Source organism: Xanthomonas translucens pv. undulosa (genome assembly GCF_017301775.1).
GTDB lineage: Bacteria > Pseudomonadota > Gammaproteobacteria > Xanthomonadales > Xanthomonadaceae > Xanthomonas_A > Xanthomonas_A translucens.
The window spans coordinates 4,144,321-4,161,960 of record NZ_CP063993.1 but is presented as its reverse complement, the minus strand read 5'-3'; the positions used below and the strand labels follow the sequence as shown (position 1 = coordinate 4,161,960).

The window sequence follows — 17,640 nt, the reverse complement described above, 5'->3', positions numbered from 1 at the left end:
GAACGGTTATGTAATGACCGCATGCGGTGCCCCGCATACCCCCCTTCAGGAGCTTCCTCCGTGATCCTCTCGCTCAAATCCCGCGTCGCGGCTGCCGCCGTCGTCGCCTCGTTCGTGTTTGCCGCCAATGCCGCCAATGCCGCCGATGTCACCGGCGCGGGCGCCTCGTTCATCTATCCTGTCATGTCCAAGTGGTCGGCCGACTACAACACCGCCACCGGGAAGAAGGTCAATTACCAGTCGATCGGTTCCGGCGGCGGTATCGCCCAGATCAAGGCGGCCACGGTCGACTTCGGTTCGTCCGATGCGCCGCTCAAGCCGGACGAGCTGGCCGCGTCCGGCCTGGCCCAGTTCCCGTCGGTGATCGGCGGCGTGGTGCCGGTGGTCAACGTGCAGGGCATCGCCCCGGGCGCGCTGAAGCTCGACGGCAAGACCCTGGCCGACATCTTCCTGGGCAAGGTCAAGACCTGGAACGACCCGGCGATCGTCGCCCTGAACCCGGGCGCGAAGCTGCCCGACGCCAAGATCACCGTGGTGCACCGTTCCGACGGCTCGGGCACCAGCTTCAACTTCACCAACTACCTGTCAAAGGTCAACCCGGACTGGAAGAGCAAGGTCGGCGAAGGCACCGCGGTGCAGTGGCCGGTCGGCATCGGCGGTAAGGGCAACGAAGGCGTCGCCGCCTACGTCAAGCAGATCAAGGGCGGCATCGGCTACGTCGAGCTGTCGTATGCGCTGCAGAACAAGATGGCCTACACCGCGATGAAGAACGCCGCCGGCAAGTTCGTGCAGCCCAGCGACGAGAGCTTCGCCGCCGCGGCCGCCAGCGCCGACTGGGCCAACGCCAAGGACTTCTACCTGGTGATGACCAACGCCCCGGGCGAGGCCGCGTGGCCGATCACCGCGACCAACTTCATCCTGGTCCACAAGCAGCCGAAGAACCCGGCCAGCGCCAAGGCCACCAAGGACTTCTTCAAGTGGGTCTACGCCAACGGCGACGCCCAGGCCAAGCAGCTGGACTACGTGCCGCTGCCGGACGCGCTGGTCAAGCAGATCGACGCTTACTGGAGCGCCAACCTGAAGTATTGATCGGCGTTCTCTCTCTCCGCCGATTGTTACCCGACGCGGACCCCTCACGGGGTCCGCGTTTTTTATTCCTTCTCCACCAACATGCTCCCCTTCTCCCATCGGAACCATGGCCCCCTTTCCGGACGAAGGTGCCCACAGGGCGGATCAGGACAGGCGGGAAGCGGTGTCCTGGTGAGGACGCCGCAGCCTGATACCGCAGGACATGCAGGAGCGCGACGCGGTGCCGGAAGTCGCAGACGCACAAGAGCCGCCCAGATACCCAGGAGGCGAGCGCCAGCGCAGCGATTCCGCCGATCCGCACGAGGCTGCGCCCGTCCCCTCACCCCCGCCCCCTCCCGACGAGAGAGGGGAGCGAAGCTGCTGTTTTCCTTGATCAATTTCACGCACGGGCAGCCGCGTCATGAGGCTGTAACAAAAACATCATTTCATAGCGAGCATCCGCCGGAGCTTCCGGCCCTCTTCGCTACGGAGTGACCCCATGAAACTGCAGCCGGCACGCTTTGCCGTTCTGTCCCTGGCCCTCGCCTTCGCCGTCACTGCCTGCCAGCCGGGCAATGGCGACAAGCCGCAGGGTGCCGCCGATGCGGCAGGTGGCGCACCCGCAGCCGCTGCGGCCGACGGCGCCAAGACCGCCGCGGAGATCTCCGGCGCCGGCGCGTCCTTCATCTATCCGCTGGTGTCCAAGTGGTCGGCCGATTACCACACCGCCACCGGCAACAAGATCAACTACCAGTCCATCGGCTCCGGCGGCGGCATCGCCCAGATCAAGGCCGGCACGGTCGATTTCGGCTCTTCCGACAAGCCGCTGGACAGCGCCGAGCTGGCCGCCGCCGGCCTCGGCCAGTTCCCCTCGGCGATTGGGGGGGTTGTGCCGGTGGTCAACCTGGACGGCATGGAAGCCGGCAAGCTGAAGCTGACCGGCGCGGTGCTGGCCGACATCTTCCTCGGCAAGGTCACCACCTGGAACGATCCGGCGATCGTCGCGCTGAACCCCGGCACCACCCTGCCCAGCACCAAGATCAACCTGGTGCACCGTTCCGACGGCTCGGGCACCAGCTTCAACTTCACCAACTACCTGTCCAAGGTCAGCCCGGAGTGGAAGAGCAAGGTCGGCGAAGGCACCTCGGTGCAGTGGCCGGGCGGCGTCGGCGGCAAGGGCAACGAAGGCGTGGCCTCGTACGTGCAGCAGATCAAGGGCTCGATCGGCTACGTCGAACTGGCCTACGCGCTGCAGAACAAGATGCCGTACGCCTCGATGCAGAATGCGGCCGGCAACTGGGTGCAGCCCAACGCCGACAGCTTCGCCGCGGCCGCCGCGTCGGCCGACTGGGCCAACGCCAAGGACTTCAATCTGGTCATCACCAACGCCAGCGGCGCGCAGGCGTGGCCGATCACCGCCACCAACTTCATGCTGATGCACAAGCAGCCGAAGGATGCGGCGCGCAGCAAGGCGACCCTGGCGTTCTTCAAGTGGGCGTTCGAGAAGGGCCAGCCGCAGGCCAACGAACTGCACTACGTGCCGCTGCCGCCGGAACTGGTTCAGCAGATCGAAGCGTACTGGGCCAAAGAGTTCAAGTAAGCGCACGCGCGCTTCCGCCTTCGCCGGCGGAAGCAGGCGCGCGGACGCGGTACGCGCCGCGCAGGTGAATCGCGCCCGGCGCCGCTGCAGTCGGCAGCGGGCGCCAGATCGGCACCACGTATTCCGGACTTTCGGGTTCCCGCTTGCGCGGGAGCGACGCAGCCACCCACCGCGTGCGGCCACTTCCGCCGCGGCAACGACCGGACCGCGCCAGCGCGCGTTCCGGCACACACCGAGCCCATGAACGCCACTGTCATTCCCGAAGCGATATCGGCGCCCGGCGGACGCGACCTGCGCGACGCCCGTGCCGACCGTCTGTTCCGCTGGACGCTCACCGCCACCGTCGTCTTCGTTCTCGTCGCCCTGGCCAGCGCGGCGCTGTCGATGCTGTGGGGCGGCCGCCATGCCTTGCAGATGCAGGGCCTGAGCTTCTTCTACTCCAGCGAATGGAACCCGGTCGAGAACAAGTACGGTGCGCTGGCGCCGATCTACGGCACCCTGGTCACCGCCATGATCGCGATGCTGATCGCGGTCCCGGTGAGCTACGGCATCGCGTTCTTCCTCACCGAAGTGTCGCCGCGCTGGCTGCGCGGCCCGATCGGCACCGCCATCGAGCTGCTGGCCGGCATCCCGTCGATCATCTACGGCATGTGGGGCCTGTTCGTGCTGGTGCCGGTGATGACCGAATACGGCACCCCGTGGCTCAACGACCACATCGGCACGTTGCCGGTGATCGGGCCGATGTTCCAGGGACCGCCGCTGGGCATCGGCTTGCTCACCGCCGGCTTCGTGCTGGCGATCATGGTAATCCCGTTCATCTCCTCGGTGATGCGCGAAGTGTTCCTGACCGTGCCGACGCGGCTGAAGGAATCGGCCTACGCGCTGGGTTCGACCAAGTGGGAAGTGAGCTGGGACATCGTGCTGCCCTACACCCGTTCGGCGGTGATCGGCGGCATCTTCCTGGGCCTGGGCCGCGCGCTCGGCGAGACCATGGCGGTGGCGTTCGTGGTCGGCAACACGGTGCGGCTGTCGCCGTCGCTGCTGGAACCGGGCACCACCATCGCCGCGCTGATCGCCAACGACTTCGGCGAGGCCACCGAGACCTACCGCTCGGCGCTGCTGCTGCTGGGCTTCGTGCTGTTCATCGTGACCTTCGTGGTGCTGGCGATCGCCCGCCTGATGCTGCAGCAACTGTCGCGCCGGGAGGGCAACTGATGGCCGCCGACATCGCCGACCGCCTGTACAACCGCCGCCGCGTGGTCAACGTGTTCGCGCTGCTGCTGTCCTGCCTCACCGCGCTGTTCGGGCTGGCGTTCCTGGGCTGGATCCTGTGGACCCTGCTGTCCAAGGGCATCGCCGGCATCAACATCGACCTGTTCACCCGCATGACACCGCCGCCGGGCGAAGAAGGCGGCCTGGCCAACGCGTTCTTCGGCAGCGCGGTGATGTGCGGCCTGGCGCTGCTGATCGGCACCCCGCTGGGCGTGGCCGCCGGCACCTGGCTGGCCGAATACGGCAACGCGCGCAAGACCGGCCAGGTGGTGCGCTTCGTCAACGACATCCTGCTGTCGGCTCCGTCGATCGTGCTCGGCCTGTTCGTGTACACGCTGTACGTGATGCAGACCGGCGGGCGTTTCTCGGCGATGGCCGGCGCGCTGTCGCTGGCCTTCATCGTGCTGCCGGTGGTGGTGCGCACCACCGACGAAATGCTGCGCCTGGTGCCGTCGCAGATGCGCGAAGCGGCGCTGTCGCTGGGCATTCCGCAGTGGAAGGTGACGGTGCAGGTGCTGTACCGCAGCGCTTCGGCCGGCATCGTCACCGGCGTGCTGCTGGCGCTGGCGCGGATCAGCGGCGAGACCGCGCCGCTGCTGTTCACCGCATTCGGCAACCAGTACTGGAACAACAATGTGATGCAGCCGATGGCGAGCGTGCCGGTGGTGATGAACTCCTTCGCCGGCAGCCCCTACCCGAGCTGGCAGCAGCTGGCCTGGTCCGGCGCGCTGGTACTCACCGTGTTCGTGCTGCTGGTCAGCCTCGGCGCGCGCGGCCTGCTGCGCCGCTACAAGACTTCCAACGATTGAGTCCCCTATGGAACCGGCCATGAACGATCAGCACAACACCGCACCGATGCACCGCATCGCCATGCCCGCCGGACACACCGCGCTGGCGCCGTCGCCGGTCAAGGTGGCCGCACGCGGCCTGGACTTCTACTACGACAAGTACCACGCGCTGAAGGGCATCAACATCGAGGTGCCGGAAAAGCGCGTCACCGCGTTGATCGGCCCGTCCGGCTGCGGCAAGTCGACCCTGCTGCGCATCTTCAACCGCATCTATGCGCTGTATCCGAAGCTGGAGGCGCGCGGCGAGGTGCTGCTGGACGGCGAGAACATCCTGTCGCCGAAGTACCCGATGAACCGCCTGCGCAGCAAGGTCGGCATGGTGTTCCAGAAGCCGGTGCCGTTCCCGATGACCATCTTCGAGAACGTCGCCTACGGCATCCGCCACCACGAGAAGCTTTCCAAGGCGGACATGACCAACCGCGTCGAGCAGGCGCTGCGCCAGGGCGCTCTGTGGGACGAGGTCAAGGACAAGCTCGGGCAGAGCGCGCTGGGCCTGTCCGGCGGCCAGCAGCAGCGCCTGTGCATCGCCCGCGCGGTGGCCCTGCGCCCGGACGTGCTGCTGCTCGACGAGCCGACCTCGGCGCTGGACCCGATCTCCACCAGCCGCATCGAGCAGTTGGTCGAAGAGTTGAAGACCGACTACACCATCGTCATCGTCACCCACAACATGCAGCAAGCCGCGCGCGTGTCCGACTACACCGCCTTCATGTACCTGGGCGACCTGATCGAACACGACCGCACCGAGATCATCTTCTCGCAGCCCAGCAAGCAGCAGACCGAAGACTACATCACGGGTCGCTTCGGCTGAGACGCTCCGATGCCAGTCCCGCACCGCCAGGACGGCTGCGGCGACACTCACGAATCCAAGGTACTTACGACATGAACACCCAGCCGAACGAGCACATCGTGAAGAGCTACGACGAAGAACAGCAGCGCCTTGTCGCCGAGATCGTGCGCATGGGCGAGACCGCGGTGGCGCAGCTGGAAGCGGCACTGGACGTGGTCGAGCGCCGCGACGACAACGCCGCGCTGCGTATCGTCGTCAACGACGAAGCGATCGACGCGCTGGAGCATTCGATCAGCAGCGACGTGATGCGGCTGGCGCTGCGCGGACCGATGGCCCGCGACCTGCGCGAGATCCTCGCCGGCCTGCGCATCCCGGCCGACATCGAGCGCATCGGCGACTACGCCGCGAACGTGGCCAAGCGCTCGATCGCGCTGAACACCTCGCCGCCGATGCCGCAGACGCTGGGCCTGCGCCAGCTCGGCAAGCTGGCCGCGCAGCAGGTGCGCGAAGCGCTGATCGCCTACCGTAGCAACGACGCCGACGCCGCGCTGCGGGTACGCCAGAGCGATGCGCTGCTGGACGCGCAGTACACCGCGCTGTTCCGCGAACTGCTGACCTACATGATGGAAGACCCGCGCAACATCACCCCGTGCACGCACCTGCTGTTCATGGCCAAGAACCTGGAACGGATCGGCGACCACGCCACCAACATCTCAGAGAACGTGTGGTTCCTGGTGCACGGCGACCAGCCGCTGCCGCCGCGCGACAAACGCGACGAGACCAGCACCACCTCCGGTATCTGAGCGCCGCCTCACGCGGCATGGACACGTGATGGATGCGGTCGATCCGTGACCACCCCCATCGACCGCGACGCACAGCTGGCCCCGCTTCGGCGGGGCCTTTTCGTAGACGACGGCGTAGCCCCGCATGCGGCCGTGTTCGCCAGCGGGTACGCTTGGCGAACACGGCCGGCGTGGCGACGCCGGCGCCCTGTCCCGCCTGCCTGGAGAGTCCGCATGTCCATCCCGTCGCGTCCGTCCACCGCCCTCGCCGGCGCCGTCCTGCTCGGCGGCCTGGGCCTGTCCGCCTCCGCACTGGCGATGACCGAGCTGGCCCAGGGCTATGCGCTCGGCGCACAGGCCGCAGCGCCGCCGAACGCCGACAAGGCAGCGAGCACGCTGCCGGCGCAGCCCAAGTCCACGTCGACGCCTGCCAATGCCGCAGGCGCCGGCAAGGCTACCGAGGCCACCGGCGCGGCGCATGCGCAGGACGCCGCGGCGGCCAAGCCTGACAAGTCGGCCGCCGCCGCGGCCAAGCACGACGACAAGGCGATGGCCGAAGGCAAGTGCGGCGAAGGCAAGTGCGGTGGCGGCGGCTGATGCCGCGCCGCGCAGGCCGGTCGCGGCGAGCGCCGGACTCGGCCTGCGCCGTGGCCTGCTGCCGGAACTGCTGCAGGCAGCGCCGGCCGCGTTCGATTTCCTGGAGTGCGCGCCGGACAACTGGATCGGCGTCGGCGGCCGCCTCGGCGCGATGCTGGACACGCTGGCCGCGCGCCATCCACTGAGCTGCCATGGCCTGTCGCTGTCGCTGGGCGGCATGGCGCCGCTGGATGCGGTGCTGCTGCGGCAGACCCGGCAGTTCCTGGATCGGCACAAGGTCGCGCTGTACAGCGAACACCTCAGCTACAGCGCCGACGACGGCCAGCTCTACGAACTGCTGCCGCTGCCGTTCACCGACGAGGCGGTGCGCCACGCCGGCGCGCGCATCGCCCAGGCGCAGGACGCGCTGGGCCAACGCATCGCGGTGGAGAACGTGTCCTACTACGCCGCGCCCGGCCAGGCGCTGAGCGAAGCGGCGTTCGTCGCCGCGGTGCTGGCCGAAGCCGACTGCGACCTGCTGCTGGACGTCAACAACGTCTGCGTCAACGCCGCCAACCACGGTTACGACGCGCTCGCCTTCCTCGCCGCGATGCCGAGCGCACGCATCGCCTCGTACCACATCGCCGGGCATCGCGACGACGCCGCCAGCGCGCTGAAGATCGACACCCATGGCGCGGCCGTGGCGACCGAGGTGTGGGATCTGCTCGACGCCGCCTATCGCCTGCATGGCGTGCGCCCGACCCTGCTGGAGCGCGACAGCCAGTTGCCGCCGCTGTCCGACCTGCTGCACGAGGTCCAACGCATCCGCGAGGCGCAGGCGCGGGCCATGGCGACGCAGGCGGCACCGCTGGCGCATGGCTGAGTCGCTGCACGCGCAGCAGTTCGCGCTGGCCCTGCACCTGCGCGATCCGCAGCGGCATGCGCCGCCGGCGGACATCGAACCGCGGCGGCTGGCGGTGTACCGCGCACTGTTCTTCGACAACATCGCGCAGCTGCTCGCCGCGCATTTCCCGGTGCTGCGCGCCACCCTCGACGCGGACGCATGGCAGGCCCTGCTGCACGCGTTCTGCGCCGAACACCGCGCCCGCACCCCCCTGTTCCCGCGCGTGGGCGGCGAGTTCGTGCGCTTCCTGCAGCAGCGCACGGCGGATGCGCAACGGCCGTGGCTGGCGGAACTGGCGCACTACGAGACGGTCGAGTTGGAGGTGCAGATCGACGACACGCCGCTGCCGCCGCACGACCCGCACGGCGACCTGCTCGGCGGCGTTCCGCAGCTGTCGCCCTGGCTGCGCCTGCTGCGCTATCGCTGGCCGGTGCAGCGCATCGGCCCTGCCTGGCAACCGTGCGAGGCGCCGGCGCAGCCGACCTGCCTGCTGGCGCGGCGCGATGCCGACGGCCAGGCGCGCTTCGCCGAACTGGCGCCGTTAGCCCATGCCGTGATCGAGCGGCTGCGCGACGGCGAGCACAGCGGGCGCGCCCTACTGCTGCGCCTGGCCGCCGAGCACGGCCAGGACCCTGCTGTGCTGCTGCACGACGGCGCGGCGTTGCTCGAGCGCCTGCGCGAACAGGACAGCGTGCTCGGCATCCGCCTACCGGCCTGAGGCGCGCAACGCGATAGGCAAGCACGGTGGCATTTCGGTTCACCGGTCATGTGCCACTGTAGATACCGTCTTCCTCCCTAACAGACAAGGGTCTTTTGAGGATCGAAGGGCGTGCGTGATTTGAGCACGCCGTAGGCGATGTGCAGCAGCTTGCGCATGGCGGCGCAGATGATCTGCTTGTTGGCCTTGCCACGCTCGCGCATGCGCTGCTTCAGCGCACGGACGACTGGGTTGTGGGTCATGGCGACCAAGGCCGGCAGGAACAGGCCGGCGCGCAGGCGCGGGGAGCCGGTGCGGGAGATGCAGACCTGGCCCTGACGCTTGCCGGACTCCTGCAGCCGGGGGTTGAGCCCGGCAAAGGCGGTCACTGCCGAGGCATGGGCGAAGCGCTCCACATTGCCCAGTTCCGCCAGCATCAACGCCGCGCTGGTGCCGGCGATCCCGTCGATGCTCACCAGCAGTTCGCGCTGCCCACGCAAGGTGGGGTCCTGATCGATCTGGTCGTCGATGGCCCGTTCGATCTGCGCGATGCGCGCCTGCAACTGGCCGATGTTCTCCAGGAGCGAGTCGCGCACCACCAGTGCTGCGACGTCTAAGCGGTTGCGCTCCATCTGCAGCATCTGCAACAGGTCGTCCCGGCGCCGCACCAGCGCCTTGAGCCGCTTGAGCGCCGGCGGATCGGGCTGCCAGGGCCGCAGCTGGGCCGCATGGCGCTGGCCGTAGCTGGCGATCAGCTTGGCATCGCTGCGGTCGGTCTTGACCCGGGTTAGCTGGCTGCGTGCATACAGCGCCATCTGCGCCGGATTGAGCACGCACACGCGGTATCCCAACCCATACACGAACTCGGCCAGGGCCTCGTGGGGTGCCGGTGGCTTCCATCACGATCCAGCTGTCCGCCTGCGCATGGGTTTGCAGCCACGTCTGCAGGATCTGAAAGCCCTTCGGATCGTTGGGGAGCTTGGCCTTGGTGCGGTACTTGCTGTTGGCCAGGTCGATAGCCAGGTCGAAACTGCGTTTGGCGACGTCGATGCCGACGACTGGGGACATGAGCGATTCCTCCATCGTGGGGTGAACACGATCATCGCTGCGCCCGGTCCTGCCTTGTGGATGCGAGTTCACGCCAGCGGCGGACTCTGGATACCGTACGGACATCGTGGGCCAGCAAACGGAGGGCGGGAGCCGATCTACAGCACAAGCTCGAAGCTTCAGGAGCGACTGGACTTCCGGCACCTCCTCCGATGATCAGTCGGAAGACATAACGCCGTAGGGGCCCTATGTCCAGATACAAGGAGCGACTTCAGTCGCGACAGACGTTCACGGTAAAGCCGTCGCGACTGAAGTCGCTCCCACAACACCCCGCCGACGGCGCCCCTCCCCCCCCCACTCGATCTGGACGTCGCGTCACCGATCTGCAGAAATTGGTCTCGCCACGTGCTGCGGCGCCTGTGTCGAAGGCGCGCGCCTGTCCCGATCCGTCTTCGCCAAGCCCACGCGCGCCCTGTCGCGGCGGAGGTTTAGCCGCGCTCTGCTACCCTTGCCGGATGAACGATCACGTCGACAGCCCGTCCCAGCCCCTCGCCGCCGCCCCGATGTCGCGTCGTTTCCGCGGCTATCTGCCGGTGGTGGTGGATGTGGAGACCGGTGGTTTCGACTGGAACCGGCACGCGCTGCTGGAGATCGCCGCGGTGCCGATCGAGATGGACGATTTCGGCCAGCTGTATCCCGGCACCACTGCCAGCGCGCATGTAGTGCCGGCACCCGGCACCGCCATCGACCCCAAGTCGCTGGAAGTCACCGGCATCATCCTCGACCACCCGTTCCGCTTCGCCAAGCCCGAACGCGAAGCCCTGGACCACGTGTTCGCGCCGGTGCGCGCGGCGGTGAAGAAGTACGGCTGCCAGCGCGCGATCCTGGTCGGCCACAACGCCCACTTCGACCTGAACTTCCTCAACGCCACCGTGGCCCGCTGCGGCCACAAGCGCAACCCGTTCCACCCCTTCAGCGTGTTCGACACCGTGACCCTGGCCGGCATCGCCTACGGCCAGACCGTGCTGGCCCGCGCCGTGCAGGCCGCCGGTTTCGACTGGAACGCCGCCGACGCGCACAGCGCGGTCTACGACACCGAGCAGACCGCGCGCCTGTTCTGCAAGATCGCCAACGCCTGGCCGGCGCCGCAGATCGGCTGAAGCCCATCGCCACCCCGCCCGCGCTGCGGCCCTACCGCGTCTGGCGGGCGCTATTGGCGCTGCTGGCCGACCTGTCTGCCGCGCCGGTACTGGCGCGGAGGCCGTCACCGGCGCCGGCGCCCAAACTTCCCTGCGCCGTGGTCGACCTCGGCCGGTGTCGACCACGATGCGGACAACGTGGTCACGCCGAAGCCGCTGGCATGAGCGGACACCGTCTTCGTCATGGAGCCGCCCCATCGCGCCAAGCTGTCGCGCAAGTTCAAGCGCCACCTCAGCCGCGCGCGGATCGTCTGCCGCGGCATCCCCGACGACTTCGCCTGCATGGATCCGGCGCTGCTGCGGCTGCTGACCGTCGAGGTGCCACGCTCCCTGGCTGCGCGCTGATCCAAGCCTGCCCCGCGACGTCGGCCGGCAACCGCGGAATCCCGATCGGGCCGCGTCGCGATGGACGCAATGCACACCGGCCGCGTCCAGGGTGCGTCATACCCGCATGCTACGCTTTGCGCTGCGACGGCATAGGCGCAGGCACAGAGGCGACAACATCATGCAAATGTGGAAACGCCGGACTATCGGCATTCTCGCCATCGCTGGAGGATGCGTCGGCATTTTATCCATCGCCCTCAAGTTTCCGACCCTGCTGCACCCATCCGATTGGGCCATCTGTGGCGGATTCGCGGCGCTATATGCTTGGGGTATTTACTGCGGCACGAAACTCCTGGAAGGACACCGGAACGCGGTACGCGCCAACCTGGCGTTCTGGCTGGCACAGGTGCCGGCCTTCACCAGCCCGCTGGTCAGCTACCGCTTCGCCTGCGGCTTTCGCCTCACCGCCGGCGTGCAGCTCGCGCCGAACAAGTTCGGTGTCGACTTCATGTTTGGCAGCAGCTTCGTGTTCACCATGTTCCAATCGGTCAAGACGATATTTCTCGGCCTGAATCTGTTCGCGCTAGCGGTCGCGCTGATACTGGCCCAGCAGTTGCGCCGCGCCGGCGCCGCCACCGCCTGAAGACGGCCGCCACGGAGGGTACCTGCCGAAGCGCAGCAGCTCGGCCGTTGTCAGCCAGCTCCAGCAGCGCCGGGATCGACGATGCCGGTGCCAGGCAGGCGCCCAGAGAAGACGGGGATGCGGCCGGCGCCACGTCGCACGCAGCCAAGTCTGCGTCAGGCGCCGGTGCCAGGTCACAGCGGCCAAAAACTTCGAGACATTGCTCAGGATTCTCCGCCGCCTATTCCGGCGACGCCGACGGCAAGGAAAGCATTCGCCAGGCCTTCGCCAGCCATGCGTCGATCTACGACTCGGAAAACGACGCGCAGACCCCGTCTCCTCCGCAGTTCATCCACCTGATCGAATCGCGCCACTTTTCGCCGGGCGGCCAACCCTTGCCGAACAACCGCAGCGTGCTGTGGCGCGGCAAGATCAACGTGGTGTCCGGGTTCAGCCTGGGATCGCTGTCGGCCGAGGAGGTCTGAACATCCGTTCGCGGCGGTCGCGCTGCGCTACGCAACGCAGCACGACCGCACTCAGGCGCCGCAGCACACCCCATCCCATCGCCACGCTCCGTCGGCACGCTGCAGCAGTTGGCCCTGCGTCTGCTCCGCACCCGGCGTGACCAGCCGCCACCGAATATGACCGCGACGCCGGCGACGCGCAGGCGCCTCACCCAATGCGCTGCCGCACCGCCTCGAACAGGGTCACGCCGGTGGCCACCGACACGTTGAGGCTCTCGATGTCGCCCGGCATCGGGATCTTGACCAGGCCGTCGCAATGCTCGCGGGTGAGCCGGCGCAGGCCGTCGGATTCGCCGCCCAGCACCAGCGCCACGTTGCCGCGCAGGTCCTGCGCGTACAGGGAGGTCTCGGCTTCGCCGACCAGGCCGTAGATCCACACGCCCTGCTTCTGCAGGTCGCGCAGGCAGCGCGCCAGATTGGTCACCGCCACGATCGGGATACGGTCGGCGGCGCCGGCCGAGGTCTTGCGCACGGTGGCGTTGACCGGCGCCGACTTGTCCTTGGGGATCACCACCGCAGTGGCGCCGGCCGCGGCCGCACTGCGCAGGCAGGCGCCGAGGTTGTGCGGATCCTGCACGCCGTCGAGCACCAGCAGCAGCGCGCGGCCTTCCGCGGCGGCAACCAGGCCTTCCAGTTCGTTCTCGCCCCAGGTGCGCGCGGCCGCATAGCGCGCAGCCACGCCCTGATGCCGCACCGAGCCGCCGACGCCGTCCAGCGCCTGGGTGTTGACCCGCCGCACCTCGATGCCCTTGCGCCGCGCGTTCTCCTCGATCTCCACCAGCCGCGGGTTCTTGCTGCCCGCCTCGATCAGCACTTCGCGCACGTTGTCGGCATCGTTCTCGATCGACGAGGCCACGGCGTTGACGCCGACGATCCACTGGTTCTGCTTGCTCATGAGGCGGGGCTGCAAGATAAGGAAAGCGGGAATGGTAGGCGTTGCCGGCGCTCGCGTCACATCGCCTGCGCCACAGGACCACGCCGACCCGGCATCTGCGCCATGCGCAGCAGGCTTCGGGACCCGACGGAGCCGCCGCCACGCAGCGGAGCCGAGCAAGCGGCGCGCATGGGAATCCCGCTCGCCCGGCACGAACAGAACCCGCCTGTCACGGCAAACGCGACACATCCGAACGCCTATGCGGCGGCACTGCTCGGTGTCCGTGGCACGCAGGCCTTCGGCGAAAACCTCGGCGAGCAGACCCAGGACCGGCGTCAGGCGCGCTACGGCGCCAGCACGCTCAGCCCGGCCAACGCTCGGTGTCGTGGTCCGGATGCTGGTGCGACACCAGCTGCGCCAGGAACGGCGCCGCGTCCAGATCGGCCTCGGTGCGCATCGACGGCAACTTGTGCAGGCCGTCCACGAACGGCAGCTTGCGTTCCAGCCCGTACTGGATCCGCGGCGGCAGCGCCGCCGGATCGTCGAACGCGCCGGCGGCCACGGCGACGCCGTCCGGCGCCTCGTAGGTCAGCGGCGTGCCGCAGTCGGCGCAGAAGCCGCGCTGCACCAGATTGGATGATTGGAAATACTTCAGCGCCCCGCGCGTCCACAGCAGTTGCGCACCGCGCGTGGACACCAGCGGCGCGTAATAGGCGCCGAATGCCTTCTGGCACATCCGGCAATGGCAGATCGAGGCGTCGTCGAGCCGGCCGCGCACGCGAAAACGCACCGCGCCGCACTGGCAACCGCCGCTGTAATCGTCATGCTCCATGTCGGCTCTCCGCTGCGAACCGCAGTGCGCGGGCCGCGCCCCGTGCGCTGCGCGCAGGGTGCGAACGATCGCGGCGTCCCCCAGGCGGCCCGCCGCGACGCCACACCGTCAGTACTTCTTTTTCTTGCGCTTGGCCGGCTGCTGCCCACGTTCCGGCGGCGGCGGCATATCGGTCATCGGCTCGCCTTCCACCACCAGGCGGAAGTCGATCTTGCGCTCCTCCATGCTTGCCTTCAGCACCAGGATGCGGACCCGGTCGCCAAGCCGGAACTGCATGCCGCGGCGCTCGCCGGACAGGGTCTTGCGCACCGCGTCGAACTGGTAATAGTCCTGCGGCAGCTGGGTCACGTGGATCAGGCCGTTGACCTTGGACTGGTCCAACTCCACGAACAGGCCGAAGCTGGTGACGCCGCTGACCACGCCGTCGAACTGGCCGCCGACGTGCTTTTCCATCCACGCCGCGCGGTAGCGCTCGTCGACCTCGCGCTCGGCCTCGTCGGCACGGCGTTCGCGCTCGGAGCACTGCAGCGCCAGCGCCGCCATCTCGCGCGGCGAATATAGGTATTTGTCCGGCGCGCCGCGGGTCAGCGCGTACTTGATCGCGCGGTGCACCAGCAGGTCAGGATAGCGGCGGATCGGGGAGGTGAAGTGCGCATACGCCTCCAGCGCCAGGCCGAAGTGGCCGGCGTTGTCAGGCGAATACACCGCCATGCTCTGGCTGCGCAGCAGCACCGACTCCAGCAACGCCGCGTCCGGGCGCTCGCGCACCTTCTTCAGCAGCTTGGTGTAGTCGCCCGGCACCACCTTGCTCCACGGCGGCAGGCTCAACTTGAATTCCTTCAGGAACTCCAGCAGGTCGGCGTACTTGGACTCCGGCGGCCGCTCGTGCACGCGGTACGGTGCCGGAATGCGCGCCTCCAGCAGGTGGCGCGCCGCGGCCACGTTGGCGGCGATCATGCATTCCTCGATCAGCTTGTGCGCGTCGTTGCGCACCAGCATGCCGGCCTGGGTCACCTCGCCGGTGTTGTCGAGCACGAAACGCACTTCCGAGGTCTCGAACTCGATCGCGCCGCGGCGCGAGCGCGCCTTGGCCAGCACCTGGAACAGCTGGTACAGGCGCTCGATCTGCGGCAGCACCGCGGCCACGTCCTTGCGCACCTGCTCGTCTTTCTCGCCCACCGCCTGCCACACCTGGTCGTAGGTGAGCCGCGCGTGCGAATTCATCACCGCCTCGTAGAAGCGCGCGCCGGCCACCTCGCCCTGGCGATCGATCTGCATGTCGCAGACGAAGCACATGCGGTCGACCTTGGGATTGAGCGAGCAGATGCCGTTGGACAGCGTCTCCGGCAGCATCGGCACCACGAAGCCGGGGAAGTAGACCGAGGTCGCGCGGCGGATCGCTTCAACGTCCAGCGGGGTGCCCGGGCGCACGTAATGCGACACGTCGGCGATGGCGACCACCAGGCGGAAGCCATCCGCGTTCGGTTCGCAGAACACCGCGTCGTCGAAGTCCTTGGCGTCGGCGCCGTCGATGGTCACCAGCGGCGTCTGCCGCAGGTCCACGCGGCCCTTGATCGCGGCCGGCTCCACCGTCAGCGGCACCGCCGCGGCTTCGTCGAGCACCGCCTGCGGGAATTCGTAGGGCAGCTCGCGGCCGTGGATGGCGGTTTCCACCACCAGCGACGGGGTCAGCTTGTCGCCGAGCACCGCGATGATCTTGCCGATCGGCGGGCGCCGCCCGTCCGGGGTGGAGGTGAGTTCGCACACCACCAGCTGGCCGTCGCGCGCCTCGCCGATCGCATCGGTCGGGATCTGGATGTTGCGCTGGATGCGCTTGTCGTCCGGCACCACGTAGGCGATGCCGCCTTCCATACTGAAACGGCCGATCAGCCGGCTCAGGCCGCGCTCGAGCACGCGCGCGATGCTGCCTTCGCGGCGGCCGCGGCGGTCGATGCCGGTGACGTTGGCCAGCGCGCGGTCGCCATGCAGCACCTTGCGCATTTCGTAGGGCGGCAGGAACAGGTCGTCGCCGCCTTCGTCCGGACGCAGGAAGCCGAAGCCGTCGGGATTGGCGATCACCACGCCGGGGATCAGGTTGGTCTGCTGCACCGGCGCGTAGCCGCCGCGGCGGTTCTGCACCAGTTGCGCCTCGCGCAGCATCGCGCCCAGGCGCTTGCTCAACGCCTCCCTGCGCGAAGGCTCGGTCAGGCCGAGTTGCGCGGCCAGCTCTTCCAGCGTCTGCGGGCCGTCGCAGCGGTCCAGCAGCTGCAGGATCGCTTCGCGGCTGGCGATCGGCTCGGCATAGCGCTCGGCCTCGCGGGCGGCGAACGGATCGGCCACCGCGGCGGCCGGCTTCTTGCGCGAGGACGCGGCGGCCACCGGCTCAGGCGGAGGCAGCGGCTGCAACGGCGGCTTGGGGCTGCGCCGCAGGAAACTGGGGAGGCTGGGCATCCACGACGGCATCCTGGATTTCTTCGGCGGAGGCGGAGCCACCGGGGCGCCGGCCTTGCTGGCGGGCGTGTCGTGGGATGCGGATTTGCCGGGCTTGCCGGACTTGGTTTTTCGATTGGTCATCCGCCCATGGTACTCGCTGGGTCGTCAACGCAGGCAAACCGGCGGGCGCAAGGTGCAGCGGCGGTTCCCAGAAACGACGAGGCCCGCATCAGCGGGCCGGTCGTTGCGGGAGTTCAGCGCTCCCGCGTCTTGCATGTGGTGCCCAGAAGAGGACTCGAACCTCCACGAAGTTGCCCCCGCTAGCACCTGAAGCTAGTGCGTCTACCAATTCCGCCATCTGGGCGCTGAAGGCCGCGAATTCTGCGGGCAGCGCGCGGCCTTGTCAATGCCTCCGCGCAACGCGGCGTCCGGCACAGCGCGCAGTGCGCGGCGCGCAGATCACCAACCGGCAGCCAGGGCGACGCGCCTGCTGCTGCGGCATGGCTCGGCCACGGCGCCACCGGCAACGCATGGCGGCGCCGGATCGCGAGCGGCCACCTGCTGGCGGATCGCTCTGCGCAGGCGCGGCGCATTCGGCAAAAAACCGCATCTTTCATGCGGATCCGGATACGACGCGCAAGCTGCGCCAGAGCAAGCGGAACTGCTTCTAACAAACACTGTGACGCATCCCCGAAAACGCGACTTTGTCGGTTGACCGCGCAGCGCAAAGGACTAGCGTGCGTGCGGCAAACCGCCCCTCCTTCCCCCATGCTCCGGAGCTCCGCATGAAGTCCCTGCCCCTGTCGCTGCTCGCCGCTTCGCTGCTCGCCGCCACGCCGCTCGCCTTCGCCCATCCTGGCGCCGCCACGCCACTGGATTCGCTCGCCGAGATCGAACGCGCGCTGGACAGCGGCGCCTCGGTCGCGGTCGCGGTCGACCTGAGCCAGTGCACGCCCACTACCGGCGGCGCCACGCCGACCCAGACCCGCGGCGGCCTGCGCATCGGCGCCTACCGGGTGATCGCAGACGGCACCCTGTCCTTCGCCGACGAACACCTCACCGTGGGCCGCGACGGCAAGCCGATCCAGCAATTCTTGCGCTACCAGGTGCACCCGGACAGCAGCGTCGACTTCAGCATGGCCGTGTTCGCCCTGCCTGGCTACCAGCAAAACGGCGTCACGCTCGGCTATCGCTGCGCGATTAATCAGGGCCTGCGCTTCACCGCCAGCTGAGGCGCCGGCGGGCGGTGCG

General features: G+C 68.4%; 18 protein-coding genes and 1 tRNA gene. 14 read left to right on the top strand and 5 right to left on the bottom strand.

The genetic code is table 11. From position 1 onward, the window contains the following. Window positions 1-60 precede the first annotated feature (60 nt). The 9 genes from pstS (ISN38_RS17715) to ISN38_RS17675 all read left to right on the top strand — a co-directional run bounded on the left by pstS (ISN38_RS17715) (window position 61) and on the right by ISN38_RS17675 (window position 8,555). Window positions 61-1,089 (top strand): phosphate ABC transporter substrate-binding protein PstS, encoded by a 1,029-nt coding sequence (gene pstS / locus ISN38_RS17715; RefSeq protein ID WP_199222590.1) that lies wholly within the window; start codon window positions 61-63, stop codon window positions 1,087-1,089. A gap of 478 nt (window positions 1,090-1,567) precedes the next feature. Further along, window positions 1,568-2,668 (top strand): phosphate ABC transporter substrate-binding protein PstS, encoded by a 1,101-nt coding sequence (gene pstS / locus ISN38_RS17710; RefSeq protein ID WP_003467257.1) that lies wholly within the window; start codon window positions 1,568-1,570, stop codon window positions 2,666-2,668. Window positions 2,669-2,908: 240 nt separating this feature from the next. After that, a complete protein-coding gene (gene pstC, locus ISN38_RS17705) occupies window positions 2,909-3,883 on the top strand; it encodes a phosphate ABC transporter permease subunit PstC (protein WP_003467255.1) in 975 nt (324 codons plus the stop codon). Then, complete coding sequence (gene pstA, locus ISN38_RS17700) at window positions 3,883-4,749, top strand: phosphate ABC transporter permease PstA (RefSeq protein ID WP_003467254.1); 867 nt, start codon at window positions 3,883-3,885, stop codon at window positions 4,747-4,749. Before pstC ends, pstA begins: the two co-directional genes overlap by 1 nt. A 19-nt stretch (window positions 4,750-4,768) precedes the next feature. Then, the gene (gene pstB, locus ISN38_RS17695; RefSeq protein WP_003467251.1) at window positions 4,769-5,596 is read left to right on the top strand and encodes a phosphate ABC transporter ATP-binding protein PstB; all 828 of its coding nucleotides are present in this window, start codon (window positions 4,769-4,771) and stop codon (window positions 5,594-5,596) included. 71 nt (window positions 5,597-5,667) lie between these two features. Further along, a complete protein-coding gene (gene phoU / locus ISN38_RS17690) occupies window positions 5,668-6,378 on the top strand; it encodes a phosphate signaling complex protein PhoU (protein ID WP_058358807.1) in 711 nt (236 codons plus the stop codon). A 213-nt stretch (window positions 6,379-6,591) separates the two neighbouring features. Next, window positions 6,592-6,954 (top strand): HvfA family oxazolone/thioamide-modified RiPP metallophore, encoded by a 363-nt coding sequence (locus ISN38_RS17685; RefSeq protein ID WP_003467247.1) that lies wholly within the window; start codon window positions 6,592-6,594, stop codon window positions 6,952-6,954. Beyond that, window positions 6,941-7,816, top strand: a complete 876-nt coding sequence (locus tag ISN38_RS17680) for an HvfB family MNIO-type RiPP peptide maturase (protein WP_108084851.1) — start codon at window positions 6,941-6,943, stop codon at window positions 7,814-7,816. Before ISN38_RS17685 ends, ISN38_RS17680 begins: the two co-directional genes overlap by 14 nt. Continuing rightward, window positions 7,809-8,555: an HvfC family RiPP maturation protein gene (locus tag ISN38_RS17675; RefSeq protein WP_047325056.1), complete on the top strand. Its 747-nt coding sequence runs from the start codon at window positions 7,809-7,811 to the stop codon at window positions 8,553-8,555. Before ISN38_RS17680 ends, ISN38_RS17675 begins: the two co-directional genes overlap by 8 nt. 77 nt (window positions 8,556-8,632) lie before the next feature. On the opposite strand, the gene ISN38_RS17670 is transcribed toward ISN38_RS17675, so the two are convergent. Further along, window positions 8,633-9,373, bottom strand: coding sequence for a transposase (locus ISN38_RS17670; protein WP_241753967.1), 741 nt, complete (start codon window positions 9,371-9,373; stop codon window positions 8,633-8,635). 723 nt (window positions 9,374-10,096) lie between these two features. Here ISN38_RS17670 and rnt point away from each other — a divergent pair. From rnt to ISN38_RS20725, 4 genes are all read left to right on the top strand, one after another. After that, entirely contained in the window at window positions 10,097-10,741 is a 645-nt protein-coding gene (gene rnt, locus ISN38_RS17665; RefSeq protein WP_003467237.1) for a ribonuclease T, read from the top strand. Between the two features lie 222 nt (window positions 10,742-10,963). After that, the gene (locus tag ISN38_RS17660) at window positions 10,964-11,125 is read left to right on the top strand and encodes a hypothetical protein (RefSeq protein ID WP_230938308.1); all 162 of its coding nucleotides are present in this window, start codon (window positions 10,964-10,966) and stop codon (window positions 11,123-11,125) included. A gap of 160 nt (window positions 11,126-11,285) precedes the next feature. Next, complete coding sequence (locus tag ISN38_RS17655) at window positions 11,286-11,747, top strand: hypothetical protein (RefSeq protein WP_155616893.1); 462 nt, start codon at window positions 11,286-11,288, stop codon at window positions 11,745-11,747. Between the two features lie 47 nt (window positions 11,748-11,794). Then, entirely contained in the window at window positions 11,795-12,211 is a 417-nt protein-coding gene (locus ISN38_RS20725; protein WP_316604539.1) for a hypothetical protein, read from the top strand. A 187-nt stretch (window positions 12,212-12,398) separates the two neighbouring features. On the opposite strand, the gene rlmB is transcribed toward ISN38_RS20725, so the two are convergent. The 4 genes from rlmB to ISN38_RS17630 form a co-directional block, all read right to left on the bottom strand. After that, the gene (gene rlmB / locus ISN38_RS17645; protein WP_058361317.1) at window positions 12,399-13,145 is read right to left on the bottom strand and encodes a 23S rRNA (guanosine(2251)-2'-O)-methyltransferase RlmB; all 747 of its coding nucleotides are present in this window, start codon (window positions 13,143-13,145) and stop codon (window positions 12,399-12,401) included. A 340-nt stretch (window positions 13,146-13,485) separates the two neighbouring features. Continuing rightward, the gene (locus tag ISN38_RS17640) at window positions 13,486-13,956 is read right to left on the bottom strand and encodes a GFA family protein (protein WP_047325058.1); all 471 of its coding nucleotides are present in this window, start codon (window positions 13,954-13,956) and stop codon (window positions 13,486-13,488) included. A 108-nt stretch (window positions 13,957-14,064) separates the two neighbouring features. Continuing rightward, entirely contained in the window at window positions 14,065-16,530 is a 2,466-nt protein-coding gene (rnr, locus tag ISN38_RS17635) for a ribonuclease R (protein ID WP_080964784.1), read from the bottom strand. Between the two features lie 136 nt (window positions 16,531-16,666). Beyond that, window positions 16,667-16,753 (bottom strand) — tRNA-Leu (locus tag ISN38_RS17630). Window positions 16,754-17,189: 436 nt separating this feature from the next. Here ISN38_RS17630 and ISN38_RS17625 point away from each other — a divergent pair. Next, complete coding sequence (locus ISN38_RS17625) at window positions 17,190-17,621, top strand: VirK family protein (RefSeq protein ID WP_399507513.1); 432 nt, start codon at window positions 17,190-17,192, stop codon at window positions 17,619-17,621. The last annotated feature ends 19 nt before the right edge of the window (window positions 17,622-17,640 follow it).